The sequence below is a fragment of the Mesorhizobium sp. P3_A10 genome (assembly GCF_056403175.1).
The window spans coordinates 352,767-367,754 of the sequence record NZ_JBFUFZ010000007.1 but is presented as its reverse complement, the minus strand read 5'-3'; the positions used below and the strand labels follow the sequence as shown (position 1 = coordinate 367,754).

The window sequence follows — 14,988 nt, the reverse complement described above, 5'->3', positions numbered from 1 at the left end:
GTAAAACAAAGACATAGAGCGGTTCTACGAACCGCTCTATGTGGTCGAACCGTTGGCGAGCAGTTTATCCAGCCGCCCCTGCGCCTCCAACGCGTGGAGATCGTCGGAGCCGCCGACATGCGTGTCGCCGATGAAAATCTGCGGGAAGGTCGAGCGGCCATGCGCGCGGGAAATCATTTCCTGGCGCAGTTCCGGCGAGAAGGAAGCGTCGTGCTCGGTGTAAGCGACGCCCTTGCGCTCGAGCAGCCGCTTGGCCGCTACGCAATAGCCGCACATCATCCGCGTGTAGATCGTCACATCGAGCATCACTCAGCAATCCTGCCTTGTACCAACGTTATATAGTCGCGGACTCGTCGGCCCGAAAGTCCCCTGGCAGCACACGCGCAAAGGTCAGCACGTCGACCGCACCGGCGCCGCCCTTCTTCAGCGCCTTGGCGACGGCACGCACGGTGGCGCCGGTGGTGTACACATCGTCGATCAACAGCACCCGGCGGCCGGCGATCTGGATTTCCGCCTCGCCCGGCACGCGGAAGGCGGTACGCACGTTCTCCTCGCGCTCGTGCCGCTCCAGCCCGACCTGCTGGCGGGTGAGTTTGACGCGGCGAATTGCCGAGGGTGAAAACGGCAGGCCGCTGAGCTGCGATACCGCCCTGGCCAGTTCCGCTGACTGGTTGAACTGGCGCCTGAAAAAGCGCCGCCAGTGCAGCGGCACCGGCACGACCACATCGGCGTCTGCGATCAGTTCGGAACCGGCGCGCAGCATCCAGCGCGCCATCCACGGCGCCAGATCGGTGCGATCCTGGTATTTCAGCCCTTGCACCATCTGACGGGCGACACCCGAATAAGCAACGGCGGCCCGCGCCCGCTCGAAGGGCGGCGGATCGGCGATCGCTTCGGCCGACAGGAACCCTTCGCCCATATCGTGGGTGAACGGCGTGCCCATCACCGCACACCATGGCCGTTCCAGCAGCCTGAGCTTCGGCCAGCAGGCGCCGCACAACACGCCGGGCTGCGAGACATGGCGGCGGCAGCCGGCACAGACCGGCGGAAACAGGATGCGCGCCGGCCAGTCCAATGCCTTTCGAGCAATACTCTTGATCTCTGGCATGGGATCGGCCACGTGGTTGGTCTCCGCACCACTATAACACCACATCATCGGTGCGGAAAAACAGGAACCCATCCGTTGCAGCCGATAATCGACACCCCGCTCTGGCTGGCGCGCAAGCGCCGGGCTTTGGCGCGCCCGGTGGGCGGCGCCGATTTCTTGATGCGGCGGGCGGCGGAAGATCTTGCCGACCGGCTGGGGGCGGTCGAGCGCCAATTCGCCAAGGCGGCAACACTGTTTTGCCAGACGCCGACGGCAACCGACGTCGTCGCCGAAAGCGGCAAGGTGATGGACATCGTGCGCGTCGAGGCGGACCCGGCTTTCCTGGATGGCGGGCAAGGCCTGCTGGCGCCGCTGGAAACCGTGCCTTTCGCGCCGGAAAGCCTCGACCTCGTCGTCTCGCTTTTGTCGCTGCAGGCGATGAACGACATTCCCGGCATGCTGGTGCAAATTCGCCGCGCCTTGCGCCCGGACGGGCTTTTCCTCGGCGCCTTTGCCGGCGCCGGCACACTGTTCGAATTGCGCGAAAGCCTGCTCGCCGCGGAGACCGAACTGTATGGCGGCGCCAGTCCGCGCGTCATTCCGTTCACCGATGTCCGCGACGCCGGCGCGCTTTTGCAACGCGCCGGCCTGGCTCTGCCGGTCACCGATGTCGAGACTGTGACGGTGCGCTACGATAGTCTGTTTGGCTTGCTCGCCGATCTCAGGGCCATGGGCGAAACCAGCCCGCTCGTCGACCGCAGCCGGCGGCCGGGGACGCGAAAACTGTTTGCGCGCGCCGCCGAAATCTACGCCGAGCGATTTTCCGACGCCGACGGCCGCGTCAGGGCGAGCTTCTCGATCGTTTGGATGTCCGGCTGGGCGCCCGATGCTTCGCAACAAAAGCCGCTGAAGCCGGGCTCGGCGAAGCTATCTTTGAAGACGATACTGGAAAACCCCGACCAACGCTGACGGGGTTCCCCGATTGCACAGCCGTATGAGATCAGTGGTGAGCGAAGGCGTTGGCAAGCTTGCTGTCGGCATCGCTGAACAGGAACTGGATCGCATTGCCAACCCTGCCGACGCCGCCGACGATGACGAGCGACAATACCGCGACGATCAGGCCATATTCGATGGCCGTGGCGCCAGTTTCATCTTCCAAAAAACGTAGCAGTAGTGGTTTCATGTTCGTCGATCCCTTATATCAGGAACCATAACGCGGACCTGTTAAGAAAGGTTAACGGCACAAGCTTAACAGGCGGTGAAACAGGGCCTTCACCGGGGATGGCCCCAAGACTTTGTTGACTATGTTTTCAGCAATCGCCGCTGCGCTTGCCGTTTGCACGGATCACGCAGATCGAACTTGGCAGCGGCTGCAGCACACTTCTGCGCAGCGTATAGCTGTCGCGACGGCCGATCGAACCGGTGCTCGTCATGTCAAAGCCACCGGCAAGACCATCACGGTCGGATTGCGACCGCAGGCCGTCGAGGAAGGGGGTTGCGATCAAGGCCAGCGCCACCGCGGCTGAGCCGAACAGCAGCGTAGCGCGCAAGATGCCCATGCCGGCTTCGGCGGCGCGGCTGCGATCGGGCCGGATCGAGTCCCAGTCCTTGTCGAGGCTCATGCAATCGCTCCCCAGCGAATCAAAGGCGCGGCCAGACACGGCCTTCCCTCAATTTTTCACGGCAAGATAAATCTTCCATTAACGCTGCCTGAACCAAGGCAGTGGCTGCGGATCACAAAAGGTCGATGAGGAACGGGATAAGCGGCGCGTCGGCCGGCGGCATCGGGTAATCGCGCATCTGCTTTGGCCGCACCCATTTCAGCGCCTGCCCTTCTTTTGGCTGCGCGATGCCCCGGAAGCGGCGGCAGACGAACAGCGGCATCAGCAGATGAAGATCATCATAGGAATGGCTGGCAAAGGTGAGCGGCGCCAGGCACGGGATCTCGGTTTCGATGCCGATCTCCTCATGCAGTTCGCGGACAAGACATTGTTCCGGCGTCTCGCCGGGTTCGACCTTGCCGCCGGGAAACTCCCACAGCCCGGCAAGTTGCTTGCCTTCAGGCCGCTGCGCCAGCAGTACGCGGCCATCGGTATCGACCAGCGCACAGGCGGCGACCAGCAGCAGGCGCTTGCCGGCGGGGTTCGCGCCGCTCATGCCCCTGGCGGCCGGCGATAGTGATAACGATAGACTTCGTTGAAGCCGAGCGAGTGATAAAGCCCAAGCGCCGGCACATTGACGGCCTCGACCTGCAGCCAGGCTTCGCGGGCGCCGCGCAGCCGCGCCCATTTCAGCGCCGACAGGATGAGGTGGCGGCCATGGCCCCGGTTGCGCACCGATCTGTCGGTGGCGATCTCGAACAGTCCGGCGAGATCGCCGTCATGGACGCAGATCAGCGTCGCCAGCGGCTCGGTCCCCTCTTCGAGCGCAAACAGCCCGGCCTCCGGCTGGATGGCGCCGATGATCTCCGACAGGCCCGGTCGCAGCGACACATCCGAACCGCTGACCTTGAGCGACGCGCCGATAAAGCGGCTGATGTCCTTCAACGGGATCTGGTCCATGGCGGCGTCAAGCTGGGCGTCCGCCAGCGGCAGCCGCATCACCAGTGATTCGTCAAAGGTGCTCCAGCCTTCGCTGTCGAGATGGTTGGAAAGATCAGGCCCCGACAGCGGCGAGATGCGGAAGGTCAACGGCCTGCCATAGGCCTCGAAACGACGGCTGGCGCGGCCGATGCGCTCGGCAATGTGCTGGATGTCGCCGGGATCGAGCGGATTGACCGAGTTCAGCCGCTTGGCTGGATGGCCGGCCGTGAGCCGCACCACCCAGGTGCCGTCATAGTGGACGGCCGCCGCCGGCCAGGCGCGAAAGCCGGCCGCCTCGTAGCGGCGCACGGTCGCCAGCACGCTTGCCGGATGCCTGGGGACCACCACCATCAGCTCCGATAATCGCCGTTGATGGCGACATACTCCTTGGTGAGATCGCAGGTCCACACCGTTGCCTTGCCGCGGCCGATGCCGATATCGGCGCGGATGCGGATCTCGTCGCGCTTCATGTAGGCCGATGTCGCCGCTTCGGAATAGCCGGGGTCGCGCTCGCCCTCATGCGCCAGCCGGTTGTCGCCGAACCAGATCGACAGCAGGTCGCGGTCGGCGGGTTCGCCGGCCTTGCCGACGGCCATGACGACGCGGCCCCAATTGGCGTCCTCGCCGGCGACCGCCGTCTTGACCAGCGGCGAGTTGGCGATCGACAGCGCGATGCGCTTGGCCGAGCGGGCCGATTTCGCACCGGTGACGGTGACTTCGACCTGCTTGCGGGCGCCCTCGCCGTCGCGCACCACCTGCAGCGCCAGCGATTTCAGCACCTTGCCCAGCGCCCGGCGGAACGCGCCGAGGCGGGCATCCTTAGGGTCGCTGATCGCCGGCGCGCCACGCCTGCCGGCAGCACCGGTGGCGAAGATCAGCAGCGTGTCGCTGGTCGAGGTGTCGCTGTCGACGGTGACAGCGTTGAAGGTCTTGGCCGTGCCGCGCGACAAAAGATCCTGCAGCACGGGTGCGGCGATCGGCGCATCGGTGGCGATGAAGGAGAGCATCGTCGCCATGTCGGGCGCGATCATGCCGGCGCCCTTGGCGATGCCATTGATGGTGACATCGGTGTCGCCGAGCTTGATCGTCGCGGTCGCCAATTTGGGATAGGTGTCGGTGGTCATGATGGCCTTTGCCGCCTCGGTCCACTGGTCCGGCCTGCCGTCCTTGACCAGCCCGGCCAGCAGATGGCTGAACTTCGCCGTATCGAGCGGCTCGCCGATGACCCCGGTGGAGGCCAAAAACACCTCGCCTGGCGTGCAGCCCGCAGCCTTGCCAGCCGCCTCGCCGGTCAATGTGGTGGAGGCGCGGCCCTTCTTGCCGGTGAAGGCATTGGCGTTGCCGGAGTTGACGACCAGCACGCGCGCCTTGCCTGCGGCAAGGTTCTGCCGGCAGAAATCGACCGGCGCCGACGGACATTTCGACTTGGTGAACACACCGGCGACCGTGGTGCCGGCGTCGAAGACCATGGCCAGCAGGTCGGTGCGGTTCTTGTACTTTATCCCCGCCTCGGCAGTGGCGATGCGCACGCCCTCGATGGCAGGCATTTTGGGATATTTCTTCGGCGCGAGCGGCGAAATCGTTGCGGACATGGAGACCTCGGGCGGGAAATTCGCAAGGGAAGGCCGGTTTGCCCGATACAGCGCGCGGGCGCAAGGGCGTTTTCGCCGCGCCTGCCGGGGTGGCAACCACTGCGAATTAAGCTTGCGTTTCAAATCCGTTGGCGTCGGCGAGACCTCTCGCGTTATGATCGGCCATGGGCAGGTTGGTGATCTTGGCGATGGCGTTTCTGGGGCTTCTGCTCCTGAGCGCCGATGCGCAGCCGGAAAAGCGCGTGGCGCTGGTCATCGGCAACGGCACCTATGCCGAGGCCGGCACCTTGACCAATCCGGTCAACGACGCGCTCGACATTGCCGGCAAGCTGCGCTCGATCGGTTTCGAGGTCATCGAAGGCAACGATCTCGGCAAGCGCGAGCTTGAACGCAAGATCGGCGAATTTTCCGATGCGCTGGAGGGCGCCGGTGTCGGGCTATTCTATTATGCCGGTCATGGCCTGCAGGTCGAAGGGCGCAACTACATCGTCCCGGTCGATGCCAGGCTCGATATGCCGGTCAAGCTGCAGCTCGAAGCCGTGCCGATCGACGAAGTTCTCGACATCATGGAACAGCAGACCAAGGTCAGCCTGGTGTTCCTCGATGCCTGCCGTAACAATCCGTTTGCGCGCAGCCTGAGCCGCACCGCCAGCACCCGCTCGGCAACAGCTCTCGCCGGCCTGGCGCAGTTCGATTCGACGCGCGGCTCGTTCATCGCCTTCTCGACCGCGCCCGGCGCGGTCGCCATGGACGGCACCGGGCGCAATTCGCCCTTCGCCGCGGCACTCCTGCGGCACATCGCCGAACCCGGCCAAAGCATCAACGACATGATGATCGCCGTGCGCCGCGACGTGGTCTCCGAAACACGCGAGGGTCAGCGCCCCTGGGAGCAAGGCTCGCTGCTCGAACGCTTCGAATTCGTGCCTGGCACAGAACCCGTCGCGGACGTAAAGCCGGCTGTCGGCCCCGCGCCCGAAACCAAGGTTGCGGCGCTGGAGCGTTCCGTCGGCGACAAGGGCTCGATCGAGGCTTTCCTGCGCCATGATTATCTGGCACCGGATACGAACGCGATGAGCCAAACCGTCAAGCGGCTCTACAGTCCCTCCGCCACCATCTTCGGCACCCGCTACGACACGGACGCCCTCATCAAGGTCAAGACCGACTGGTTCGCGCAATTTGCCTCATGGTCGTTCGATCTCGAGCCCGGCAGCCTTGAGGTGACGCCGCATGGCGAAGACAGCGCCGAGGCGGTTTTCGCCATGGCTTACGACTATGTGCCGAAGGACAAAGCGGCGGCACGGCTGACCGGCAAGGCGCGGGTGACGCTGGGACTCGTCAAGGCCGATGGGCAATGGCGCATCGCATCGGAAACATCCGAAGCGATGCAATAGCCACAGGCCGGGGATAGAACGGAGCGTTTCGTTTCATCAAGAGACCCTATATGATCCCTGTAGAACGGTCCGCGGGGAACAGGCAGATGGGTGAAGACGCGTATCCCGGGCGCAAATCGATCGGCGCGCGGCGTAACCCTGACAGCGCCGGCGCCATTCTCGATGCCGCCGAAGCGGTGCTGGTCGAGGCCGGCTATGCCGGCTTTTCGATCGAGGCCGTGGCCCGGCGGGCGCGTGCGGGAAAACCCACGATCTATCGCTGGTGGCCGAGCAAGGCCGCCCTGCTGCTCGAAGTCTATCAGCGGGGCAAGCGCGTCGACACTCCAGACACAGGCAATCTGGAGGGAGACCTCGTCGGCTTCCTGAAAAACCTGTTCTCACACTGGCGCCTGACGTCGTCGGGCAGTGTGTTCAGGTCGCTTGTCGCCGAAGCGCAGTCGGATTCAGCCGCGGCCGTGGCCCTTGCCGACTATGCGAAAGGGCGCCGCGCCCATACCGGCCAGATGATCGAGCGCGCCAAGGCGCGTGGTGAGGTTGCGGCCGATGTCGACGTCGAGCTCGTCGCCGACCTGATCGCCTCCTTCGCCTGGACGCATCTTTTGACCGACCGCCTCGACGAAGACGAAGCCACGATACGCGCAGCGGTCCGCTATGTGATGCGCGGCATAGCGCCCGGCGCGGGCTAGAAAACAAAAAAGGCGCCGCAAGCCCAATCGCTTGCAGCGCCCTTTTGTCGTTGTCTTCAGGCCTACTTGGCGCTTTCCAGCGTATCGACCGCCTTTTTCAGGTTCGCGTCAGGAATCTCGACCTTGGCGGCGGCGCGCAGCGACTTGACCAGCGCAAAATACTTGTCGCGGATGACCGCCTGCTTGGCCTGGTCCTTGACGTCGTCGAACGCCGGCGGCTGCTTGACGCGCTTGTCCTCGAGCTTGATGACGTGCCAGCCGAACTGCGACTGCACCGGCTCCTTGGTGTACTTGCCGACCTCGAGCGCGAAGGCGGCCTTGTCGAATTCCGGCACCATCTGGCCAGGTCCGAACCAACCGAGATCGCCGCCGCTGGTCTTGCCAGAGGGATCGCTGGTGTGCTCGTTGGCGAGCTTCTGGAAATCGGCGCCGCCGTCCAGCTGCTTGATGATCGCCTCGGCCTCTTCCTTCGTCTTCACGAGGATGTGACGGGCATGCACCTCATTGACCGGTGGGGTGTTGGCGATTTCCTGGTCGTAGCGGGCGCGAACCTCGGCGTCGGTGACCTTGTTGACGACACCCTTCTCGACCAGCTCGCCATGCAGGGCACGCTGCTGCAGGAACGCCATGCGGCGCTGAAAATCAGGGTCCTTGTCGAGGCCGGTGGTGACCGCCTGGGCGGCCATGACGCGGATCTCGATGGCCGCCGAAAGGGCAGCGGCGCGGCGCTGTTCGGGCGGAAGCTGGGCGAATTGCTGCGACAGCTCGCCTTCAGCAAGCACAAGGTCCGCCTCGGTCAGCGTCTGGCCGTTGATCGTGGCGACAACGGCGTTCGGATCAACCGGCGCGGCCGCGGGTGCTGCGGCTGCCGGCTGCGCCGGGGCGGCATCTTCCGCCATCAGCGGCGACACGGAGAGAGCCGACAGGCCGAAAGCCAGACCAAGGCTGGCGAGCGACGCACGGCGGAACAATAAGGACATCAAGATAACTCCAATGGGGATTGCGAGAGCGGGAAGGGCTTGCAGATCAGCCTGATTGTGGCGGAATTTGGCGCGACCCGCAGGGCGAGCGCGGCGTTGACATCAGTTGAGCCCCCTCTTATCTGTCCAACGACTTTGCGTCCAGAACCGTTTTCCGGGCGCTTTTTGTGTTCGTCTGCGTATCACGCGGATGTGATGGGGCCGGCCGGCACCCGTCTCAAGATTGAGAATTCTATCGAAAGGACCATTGGATGGTCAGTCTCGGCGGTCTCGCCCGTAAGGTTTTCGGCTCCTCAAACGATCGCCGTGTCAAGGCGACCCGGCCCCGTGTCGAGGCGATCAACGCCATGGAAAACGAGATGCGGGCGCTCTCCGACGCCGAGCTTGTCGGGCGCACCGACAAATTCCGCCAGGACATCGCCAACGGCGCCAGCCTCGATGACCTTTTGGTGCCAGCCTTCGCCACCGCGCGTGAGGCGGCACGCCGCGTGCTCGGCATGCGCCCGTTCGACGTGCAGTTGATCGGCGGCATGGTGCTGCACAATGGCGGCATTGCCGAGATGCGCACCGGCGAGGGCAAGACCCTGGTCGCCACGCTGCCCGTCTACCTCAATGCGCTGGCCGGCAACGGCGYTCACGTCGTTACCGTCAACGACTACCTGGCCACCCGCGACTCCGAATGGATGGGCCGCGTCTACAAATTCCTCGGCCTCTCGGTCGGCGTCATCGTCCACGGCCTCTCCGACGAGGAGCGCCGCGTCGCCTACGCCGCCGACGTCACCTACGCCACCAACAACGAACTCGGCTTCGACTATCTGCGCGATAATATGAAGTACGAGCGCGCCCAGATGGTGCAGCGCGGACACAATTACGCGATCGTCGACGAAGTCGATTCCATCCTGGTCGACGAGGCGCGCACGCCGCTGATCATTTCCGGTCCGCTCGAGGACCGTTCGGAAATGTACAACACCATCGACACCTTCATCATCCAGCTGCAGCCGCAGGATTATGAGATCGACGAGAAGCAGAAGACCTCGATCTTTACCGAGGAAGGCACCGAGAAGCTGGAGAACCTGCTGCGCGATGCCGACCTGCTCAAGGGCGAGTCGCTCTATGACGTCGAAAACGTCGCCATCGTCCACCACGTCAACAATGCGCTGAAGGCGCACCGGCTGTTCCAGAGGGACAAGGATTACATCGTCCGCAACGGCGAGATCGTCATCATCGACGAGTTCACCGGCCGCATGATGCCGGGCCGCCGTTATTCGGAAGGCCTGCACCAGGCGCTCGAAGCCAAGGAGCATGTGGCGATCCAGCCGGAGAACCAGACACTGGCCTCCGTCACCTTCCAGAACTATTTCCGCCTCTACAAGAAGCTCGCCGGCATGACCGGCACGGCGCTGACCGAAGCCGAGGAATTCGGCAACATCTACAATCTCGACGTCACCGAGATCCCGACCAATTTGCCGGTCATCCGCAAGGACGAGGATGACGAGGTCTACCGGACGGTCGAGGAAAAATACAAAGCGATCGTCAAGGAGATCCGAGAAGCCAGTGCCAAGGGCCAGCCGACGCTGGTCGGCACGACGTCCATCGAGAAATCCGAGCAGCTGGCCGAGCGCCTACGCAAGGAAGGCTTCAAGAACTTCGAAGTGCTGAACGCCCGCCACCACGAGCGCGAGGCGGCGATCGTCGCCCAGGCCGGCAAGCCCGGCGTCATCACCATCGCCACCAACATGGCCGGCCGCGGCACCGACATCCAGCTCGGCGGCAACGCAGAGATGCGCATTGCCGACGAGCTTGGCGACATGCCGGAAGGCCCCGAGCGCGAGGCCATGGAAAAGGCAATCCGCGAGGATATCGCCCGTCTCAAGGAAAAGGCGCTCGCCGCCGGCGGCCTCTATGTGCTGGCCACCGAACGTCACGAATCGCGCCGCATCGACAACCAGCTGCGCGGCCGCTCCGGCCGCCAGGGCGATCCCGGCCGCTCGAAATTCTTCCTGTCGCTGCAGGACGATCTGATGCGCATCTTCGGCTCCGAACGCATGGACGGCATGCTGCAGAAGCTTGGCCTCAAGGAAGACGAGGCGATTATCCATCCCTGGATCAACAAGGCGCTGGAAAAGGCGCAGAAGAAGGTCGAAGCCCGCAACTTCGACATCCGCAAGAACCTCCTGAAGTACGACGACGTCTCGAACGACCAGCGCAAGGTGGTGTTCGAGCAGCGCATCGAGCTCATGGACGGCGAGGGCCTGACCGAAATCATCGCCGAGATGCGCGAAGGCGTCATCGACGAGATCGTCGCCAAGGCCATCCCCGAAAACGCCTATGCCGAGCAGTGGAACGCCGCCGGCCTCAAGGCCGAGGTCGCCGAATTCCTTAATCTCGATTTGCCGATCGAGGACTGGGTCAAAGAAGAAGGTATTGCCGAGGACGATATCCGCGAGCGCATCACCGAGGCCGCCGACACCGCCGCCAAGGAACGCGCCGAGCGTTTCGGCCCCGACGTGATGACCTATGTCGAGCGCTCGGTGGTGCTGCAGACGCTCGACCACCTGTGGCGCGAGCACATCGTCAATCTCGACCACCTTCGCTCGGTCGTCGGCTTCCGCGGCTATGCCCAGCGCGACCCGCTGCAGGAATACAAGGGCGAGGCGTTCGAACTGTTCCAGGCGATGCTGGGCAATCTGCGCCAGGCCGTCACCGCGCAGTTGATGCGCGTCGAACTGGTTCGCCAGGCCGCCGAAGCCCCGCCGCCGGAAGCGCCGGAGATGTTCGGCACCCACATCGACGGCACCACCGGCGAGAACGACTTCGAAGGTGGCGAGACAGCCCTTCTGGTCCGTCAGGAACAGAACGCCATCGTCGCTCCCGAAGATCGTGATCCGAACAACCAGGCAACCTGGGGCAAGATCGGCCGCAACGAGGCCTGCCCCTGCGGCTCCGGCAAGAAGTACAAGCACTGCCACGGCGCGTTTGCCTAACACCCCTTTTTCCTTCTCCCCGTTCACGGGGAGAAGGTGGCACGCAGGGCCGGATGAGGGGCAGCGCTGGCGCCTGAGATGGTCCGCCTGTCAGAACAGGACCGGCCTACAACAGCCCCGAATCGCGCGCCGCCGCGGTCGCCTCGCCGCGCGAAACCGCTTCCAGCTTGCCCAGCACCGCCGAGACATGGTGATCGACGGTTTTCGGTGAAATGGTCAGCTGCTCGGCAATCCGCTTGTTGGAAAAACCGCGCTCGATCAGCTGCAGCACTTCCATCTGGCGCTGGGTGAGGCCGGCCTGGTTTTCGCGCGTCGTGCGGCGCGGCCCCCTTGCAATGTGATTGACGCCGTTACGTCGCATCGTTTCGCGCACATGCTGGGCCACAGGTCTGGCGCCAAGGTTTTCGAAAATCTCCAGCGCCGCGCGCTGCGCCTCCTCGTCGCCCTGGGCGAGTGCAAGCCCGCGTTCGTAAGGCGCGTTGAGCTCGGCCCAAAGGGCCGCCGCCGCCTGCCAGTCGCCGTCCAGAAGCAGCCGGTAGGGCGCGGCCATGCCTGACGTATCGCCGGGGTGACTATGCGGAGCCAGCTTCTGGCGCCATGTCGCCAACTCGCTGAAAACCGCCCGTGTCGGCGACAGGCTGTCGGCCAGATCGATCAGCCGCAGCGCCTCATCTCTGTCGCCTTGCCCGAGCCATGCCTGCTCGGCCATGACGCAAGCATAGGGCGCCAGCCGCTGCAGCTCCGTGCCCTTTTCCAGGAACTGTTTCATCTCCTGGAACAGCGGTTCGGCCGAGGGATCGCCGCGCCGGATCCTGAGTTTCACCAGTGCAATCAGTGCGGGATAGCGCACCAGCATGGTCGCATGGTCGTTGGACAGCACATCGAGCGCTTCGGTGGCGGCCTCTTCCCATTGCCCTTGGCGCAGCAAAAGCTGCGCCAGCACGCCGCGCATATAGTCACGCCAGGTGACGAGATCGTTTTCGACGCAATAGTTGATGCCGCGATCGAGGAAGGACTGCGCCGCGTCGAAGCCAAGCTGGTTCATCTCGCTGCAGGCGCTGTTGGTGAAGGCGCGCGCCGCATGTTCCTGAAAGTTCTGCTCGAGCGCGATCTCCAGGCTGCGGGCAAGGTGCAGCCGCCCCGCCGCCAGATCCAGCCACTGCCCGGCGCTGCCGAGATTGTTGAGCGCGTGGCAGACGATGTCGGGCCGGTTCATGCGCTCGGCAAGCGTCACCGCCTTTTCGCCAAGCCGCAACGCCTCGTCCAGCCGCTCGGCCAGCATCGCCAGTTGCGACAGGTTGGAGTAGGCCATGGCGAGCTCCGCGCCGGCCGGCACGGTTTCCAGCAGAGCCACCGCCTGCTCGCCGAAGGCGTCGGCAGCCTTGCGGTCGCCCATCAGATAGGCAAAGCGCGACAGCCATCTCAGGCTGTCGCCTTCCTTCGCTCTGTTGCCCTGAGCCTGATGCAGCAGGCGCGCATGGCTCTGCGCCTCGATCGCCTCTTCGATCTGGCCGATGAGATGGCACTCGAAGGCATGCTTCTCGTAGAGCACCGCGCGCTCCACCGCCGGCAGGCTGTCGGCATGGCGTAGGGCGACCTCATAGTAGCCGGCGGCATCGCGATGCGCGCCGACGCGGGATGCCTCGCGCGCGGCGATCGGCGCGAGTTCGCGCACGGCTTCCAGATTGTGCGCCTCCACCGCGTGATGCACCAGGCGGCCGGCGGAGACCTCGCTGTTTTCGAGCAGGGCAGCCAGAGCGCGCTGGTTGAATTGCCGCCTGTGGCTTGTCGTCAGCATCATTTCGACTGCGCGGCGGGCGATCTCGTGGCGGAAGGCATAGCCGTCGCCCATATCGTCCAGCAGGCCGGCGGAGACGCATTCCGCCAGCTGCCCGGCGCTGGCGACGCCGCACAGGCCCTGCAACGCCCACGCATCGGCGCGGCGTGGAAATACCGACACCGCATCGAGCATCGAACGGGCACCGGCCGACAGTCGCTCGGCCCGCGCCAACACCGCGTCGCGCACGCTGGCCGGCGGCGTCGTTGCATTTTCGGCGCACAGCAATTCGGTGACGAAAAAGGCGTTGCCGGCGGTCGCCCGATAAATGGCATCGCCATCGCGGCCCACCGCATCGGCCAGCGACAGCACGGCGGCCTCGCTGAGCAGCGGCACGTCGACGCGCGCGACATTGCCCGCCGGGATTTCCCCCAGCGCCCGGCGCACGCGCATCTGCGCCTCGCTGCGGTCGTTGCGCGCCGTCACCAGAAGCAGGATGTGGGTGTTGACGATGCGCCGACCGAGAAAACGAACGAAATCCAGCGTCGCGTCGTCGGCCCAGTGCAGATCCTCGATCACCAGCAAGCTTGGCTGCGTCCTGGTCTCGAAAATCTCGAGCGCATCGGAAAACAGCGGCAGCCTCTGTCCTTGCCGATGGTCGATCGCCTGCGGCAGCGCCCAATGCGCCTCCCGGGCGAGATCATAGAGCGGCCCCAGCGGATCGGGTATCGACAGATCCTCGCAGGCGCTGCGCAAGATGCGTGCACCTTCTCCCGCGCGCTCGATGAAGGCCTCGACCAGCGACGTCTTACCGGCGCCCGCCTCTCCCGCCAGCGCCGCCACCCGGCCACGGCCACGGCCAGCCTCCATGAGCAGGCCGTCCAGTTGCTCCAGCTGTGTCTGCCGTTCCAGAAGCATTGTCATTCTCTCGTGAGATCGGCCACCGTGGCGGCTGCCGCCACGATAGCCCTGGGCGAAAGCGCTGCAATGTGACTTTGCACACATTCCAGTGACTCTCTCCACAAATAACGTCGCCAACATAGGGAATCGTCCCGCCAAAAATAGGGAATGGCTCCGATGTGCGCTCTTGCCGGACGTGATCATTGTCCAGCCGCGCTCGGACCGAGCGTGAATCGATGAGAAGAGGAGCTTCCCATGCCTCGTTATGTGGTGGAACGTACATTTCCAGACGGGCTCAACGTGCCGATGACCGAAATCGGCGCCGATGCGCTCGGCGGCGTCGTCATGCGCAACGCCGAAAAAGGTGTCACCTGGGTGCAGTCCTTCGTGACGCCCGACAAGAAGCACAGCTTCTGCATCTATGACGGCCCTTCGCCCGAGGCGATCCGCAGCGCCGCCCACAAGAATTCGCTGCCGGTCGACAAGATCATGGAGGTGCGGGTTCTTGACCCTTACTTTTACCGTTGAATCCCAAGACGACCGGCAAATCCCAAACGATCGGCAAATCCCAAATGATGGGCAAATCAATGAGCATCAAACTGCCCTTCGCGGCGATGGCGACCTGCTTGCTGGCCTGCCGGTCGGTGAAGCCGCGCCTGTCGTGGGAGACCAGGCAACCTCCCTGCTCGGCCGTCTATGGCGGTTCGCGTCGAACCTGCCTTCGTATCTGTTTGGCAGGCGGCGATTGCCCCTGGAGGACGATTTTCTGAGGCGCGACATCGGCCTGTCGGAGCGCGATATCCAGCGGGAATACTGGCAATATTACTGGTGGGACCACTGATTTCGCAAAGCCATTTTGAACGGCAAAGACATTTTTGAAACCGCAAAGGCCGCCTGGCCTGAACAAACCGGACGGACGGTCCGTTCCGGATTGCAAAACAGACGCTGCAGCATGCAACACGCCCGGCCTGACCGCCGGTCGTCCTGTCGCGTCATCAACAATGAACGG

General features: G+C 64.3%; 15 protein-coding genes. 6 read left to right on the top strand and 9 right to left on the bottom strand.

Going from position 1 to position 14,988, the window contains the following annotated elements:
* Positions 1 to 36: 36 nt before the first annotated feature.
* Together grxC and AC1DXU_RS25645 are read right to left on the bottom strand one after the other, a co-directional pair.
* The gene (gene grxC, locus AC1DXU_RS25650) at positions 37 to 306 is read right to left on the bottom strand and encodes a glutaredoxin 3 (RefSeq protein ID WP_477373456.1); all 270 of its coding nucleotides are present in this window, start codon (positions 304 to 306) and stop codon (positions 37 to 39) included.
* 28 nt (positions 307 to 334) lie between these two features.
* Positions 335 to 1,120 carry a ComF family protein gene (locus tag AC1DXU_RS25645; RefSeq protein WP_477373454.1) on the bottom strand — a complete coding sequence of 262 codons (786 nt, stop codon included), beginning with the start codon at positions 1,118 to 1,120 and terminating at the stop codon, positions 335 to 337.
* A 63-nt stretch (positions 1,121 to 1,183) separates the two neighbouring features.
* Between AC1DXU_RS25645 and AC1DXU_RS25640 the strand changes: the two genes are divergently transcribed.
* Positions 1,184 to 2,056 carry a methyltransferase domain-containing protein gene (locus tag AC1DXU_RS25640; protein ID WP_477373452.1) on the top strand — a complete coding sequence of 291 codons (873 nt, stop codon included), beginning with the start codon at positions 1,184 to 1,186 and terminating at the stop codon, positions 2,054 to 2,056.
* 31 nt (positions 2,057 to 2,087) lie between these two features.
* Here AC1DXU_RS25640 and AC1DXU_RS25635 read toward each other — a convergent pair whose 3' ends face one another.
* The 5 genes from AC1DXU_RS25635 to argJ all read right to left on the bottom strand — a co-directional run bounded on the left by AC1DXU_RS25635 (position 2,088) and on the right by argJ (position 5,261).
* A complete protein-coding gene (locus AC1DXU_RS25635; protein WP_477318249.1) occupies positions 2,088 to 2,270 on the bottom strand; it encodes a Flp family type IVb pilin in 183 nt (60 codons plus the stop codon).
* 127 nt (positions 2,271 to 2,397) lie between these two features.
* Positions 2,398 to 2,709, bottom strand: coding sequence for a hypothetical protein (locus tag AC1DXU_RS25630; RefSeq protein WP_477373450.1), 312 nt, complete (start codon positions 2,707 to 2,709; stop codon positions 2,398 to 2,400).
* Between the two features lie 112 nt (positions 2,710 to 2,821).
* Entirely contained in the window at positions 2,822 to 3,244 is a 423-nt protein-coding gene (gene mutT / locus AC1DXU_RS25625) for an 8-oxo-dGTP diphosphatase MutT (RefSeq protein ID WP_477373448.1), read from the bottom strand.
* Positions 3,241 to 4,020, bottom strand: a complete 780-nt coding sequence (locus tag AC1DXU_RS25620; RefSeq protein ID WP_477318243.1) for a GNAT family N-acetyltransferase — start codon at positions 4,018 to 4,020, stop codon at positions 3,241 to 3,243. Before AC1DXU_RS25620 ends, mutT begins: the two co-directional genes overlap by 4 nt.
* Positions 4,020 to 5,261, bottom strand: coding sequence for a bifunctional glutamate N-acetyltransferase/amino-acid acetyltransferase ArgJ (gene argJ / locus AC1DXU_RS25615; protein ID WP_477373446.1), 1,242 nt, complete (start codon positions 5,259 to 5,261; stop codon positions 4,020 to 4,022). The genes AC1DXU_RS25620 and argJ overlap by 1 nt, the downstream gene beginning before the upstream one ends.
* A 164-nt stretch (positions 5,262 to 5,425) precedes the next feature.
* On the opposite strand from argJ, the gene AC1DXU_RS25610 reads away from it, so the two are divergent.
* Together AC1DXU_RS25610 and AC1DXU_RS25605 are read left to right on the top strand one after the other, a co-directional pair.
* On the top strand, positions 5,426 to 6,652 hold the full coding sequence (locus AC1DXU_RS25610) for a caspase family protein (protein ID WP_477373444.1): 1,227 nt from the start codon (positions 5,426 to 5,428) through the stop codon (positions 6,650 to 6,652).
* Between the two features lie 86 nt (positions 6,653 to 6,738).
* A complete protein-coding gene (locus AC1DXU_RS25605; RefSeq protein ID WP_477373442.1) occupies positions 6,739 to 7,338 on the top strand; it encodes a TetR/AcrR family transcriptional regulator in 600 nt (199 codons plus the stop codon).
* A gap of 62 nt (positions 7,339 to 7,400) precedes the next feature.
* On the opposite strand, the gene AC1DXU_RS25600 is transcribed toward AC1DXU_RS25605, so the two are convergent.
* Positions 7,401 to 8,318: a peptidylprolyl isomerase gene (locus AC1DXU_RS25600; protein WP_477373440.1), complete on the bottom strand. Its 918-nt coding sequence runs from the start codon at positions 8,316 to 8,318 to the stop codon at positions 7,401 to 7,403.
* Between the two features lie 251 nt (positions 8,319 to 8,569).
* Between AC1DXU_RS25600 and secA the strand changes: the two genes are divergently transcribed.
* Positions 8,570 to 11,302: a preprotein translocase subunit SecA gene (gene secA, locus AC1DXU_RS25595; protein ID WP_477373438.1), complete on the top strand. Its 2,733-nt coding sequence runs from the start codon at positions 8,570 to 8,572 to the stop codon at positions 11,300 to 11,302.
* Positions 11,303 to 11,408: 106 nt separating this feature from the next.
* Here secA and AC1DXU_RS25590 read toward each other — a convergent pair whose 3' ends face one another.
* Positions 11,409 to 13,997 carry an ATP-binding protein gene (locus AC1DXU_RS25590; RefSeq protein WP_477373516.1) on the bottom strand — a complete coding sequence of 863 codons (2,589 nt, stop codon included), beginning with the start codon at positions 13,995 to 13,997 and terminating at the stop codon, positions 11,409 to 11,411.
* A gap of 237 nt (positions 13,998 to 14,234) precedes the next feature.
* Here AC1DXU_RS25590 and AC1DXU_RS25585 point away from each other — a divergent pair, with 237 nt between their 5' ends.
* The gene (locus AC1DXU_RS25585; protein ID WP_477271053.1) at positions 14,235 to 14,507 is read left to right on the top strand and encodes a DUF4242 domain-containing protein; all 273 of its coding nucleotides are present in this window, start codon (positions 14,235 to 14,237) and stop codon (positions 14,505 to 14,507) included.
* Complete coding sequence (locus AC1DXU_RS25580) at positions 14,485 to 14,820, top strand: hypothetical protein (RefSeq protein WP_477373436.1); 336 nt, start codon at positions 14,485 to 14,487, stop codon at positions 14,818 to 14,820. Before AC1DXU_RS25585 ends, AC1DXU_RS25580 begins: the two co-directional genes overlap by 23 nt.
* Positions 14,821 to 14,988 lie beyond the last annotated feature (168 nt).